The organism is Bartonella sp. AA74HLJMH (assembly GCF_042197045.1).
In the GTDB taxonomy this organism is placed as follows: Bacteria; Pseudomonadota; Alphaproteobacteria; order Rhizobiales; family Rhizobiaceae; genus Bartonella.
Genome location: NZ_JBHIRJ010000068.1, coordinates 1 through 2,193, shown reverse-complemented (window position 1 = coordinate 2,193; position 2,193 = coordinate 1). Strand labels below are relative to the sequence as shown.

The following is a 2,193-nucleotide window of genomic DNA, read 5'->3' as shown; positions in this document are numbered from 1 at the left end:
CTTCAACAGAAGTTGTTTTAGAAGCAACAGATGCTGTTTGCGGATCCAAACTCAAAATTGGAACGTTTTTAGGAAAACCTGTTCAATAACGCTGGGCAAGATTAAGCGCGTTGTCAATATCATATTTTGTGATAGTATCTACAAAGCCTAGACGGTTCTTTCTTTGAAAACTCTCCTTATAAAACTTAAGTTTTTTGACATTACCAGTCAAAATAAGTGCAATAAGGTGAAATTCTGCAAGGCAAAATTCACTATTTGTTGGCAACGCCGCATAATCATAAATGATTTGGTTGGTGTTTTGGTTATCAGCCCACTTAAGAATATCCACACAGATTTGCTTCAGTTTGCCTTCTTCAACTTCAACACTAGAAACTGTATAAACTTCTTCTGCCTCTTTGAGAGCTATATATTGAGGCTTCTCGGGAAAAACATCCCTATGAGCAGTGGAAAAGGCAAGTGTTGAAAGTGAAGCCTTGAATATAACGATCGGTGTTTTTCCTTTTCTATCAAGACTGTACATTATGTTGATAATACGGTCTTTGCTTATAAAATAGGCATTACGATTATAATTTTTGTCGCGATAGACTGTCCAGTTCATCATTTTTAATGTTTCAGAAACTGTATTAAGGAGAGCTAAAGATTGTACATCAATACGTGCATCCGCCGCCTCTCGCTCCTTTAAAACGCTCAGATGTCCTTCAGCAAATTGAACAGCGTGATTAACATGTTTTTCCACATCATCGTCATCTAAATATTCAGAAATCGTACCTGCTTTTACGACATTTTGATAGGATTTCAGGACATCAATTTGACCTGTTAATGCTAAACAAGCCAAATGCCATGGGATATCGGGACAAGAGCTATATTTTTGAACAAGCGCTTTGCTTTCTATCGCTGCTTCTAAATCCTGAGCACGTGCCCATTGTATTATCCGCTCAGAGATTTTGATAAGCTCTTGCTCATCTAATGTCTCTACACAAATATCAATCCCTTTATCAACACCACTAAAAACCCCTCCCTCAATCGTATTAAAAGACTGATAAATATTTGTAGCTGATATCTGCCTACATTTTCTACTATCGTGAATATAATGGCAAGCTACAGAAATATCTTCGTTGGAGATCCCTGCTTCAAGATGAACATTGTAATCATCATTTGGAAGACGTATAAAACCAAAATCAAATTGAATGAAGCGGTCGGGCAAAACTAACCACATTTTTCCAGGTTCCGTAACAAACCACCCTTGGGTTTTAAGAATGCGCGTTGCTGCTGTAAGACTCATCAAACGCTGTTTCGGTTTTTTGCGTGCTAAAATGTCATCCAATTCATTATTTTTATAAGCTTCAGCAAAAAAGATGACGCGCTCAACCTGTGTCATCTTTTCATAATCAGAAAACTCTGGTGTATATAATTGAGGTGTAGGTTTGTAATTCCTTAAAGCTTCGGTATCGCCGAGTAGAGCCTTTGCAACGAGAGAATGATTAGCAGCTTTTTCACGTAATTTTTTCTTAATATCTTGTGCTTGCGCCCAAGCTAACACCTTGTCTAAAGCTACCTTAACGTGGTTTTCAAAAAACTCCAGTGCTGTAACTCCAAAATTCTCTTCTGAAGAAATCAGCATAGCCTCATATTGAGATTGAGATTCTTTACCGTTAGCATATTCACAGCCAAGACAATAAGCAGCAGTAGTAAGACTGACAGAAACCCACAATCTTCCGCTATCCCGTCCATAATCTATGACACCATAATGAATACGCACTATGCGATCGGGGAGGTGATAATAAGCAAACATATCACCCATTTCATCGCGATGGGGCTCCCAACCAACTTTTTTTAAAATCTCTGTTGCGTCTTTGGTTTGCATCGTCATTACCCCCCCCCAGCATGTTCCATAATTCTTTTACAGAGAAATTCATAGAAGTTACTTGCGTAATGCTCTGAATCTCCAGATGCAATTTCAACATAGAGTGGGCATTCACCATCCCAAAACTGAGAATAATCAAAATAAAATGTTTCACCAAAATCAGTTCTATTCACGGCAAGCTGATTTGGTTTTGCGAAACCATTTTTTATATCCGTCAAATGATAGAAAACAATATCACCAGCAGGACACTTATCAAAACTTGCGTTATAAATGCTAAAAATTTCATAACCTCCAATTTCTCCTCCTCCATAATTTTTTAAAAAACTTTT

General features: G+C 37.6%; 1 protein-coding gene and 1 pseudogene. Both read right to left on the bottom strand.

What is annotated here, in order from left to right:
* Window positions 1-1,864, bottom strand: a pseudogene (locus tag ACFINH_RS09605) (DUF6990 domain-containing protein); the annotation flags it as partial.
* 5 nt (window positions 1,865-1,869) lie between these two features.
* On the bottom strand, window positions 1,870-2,193 hold a 324-nt coding region (locus ACFINH_RS09600; protein ID WP_375632936.1), incomplete at its 5' end, for an SMI1/KNR4 family protein.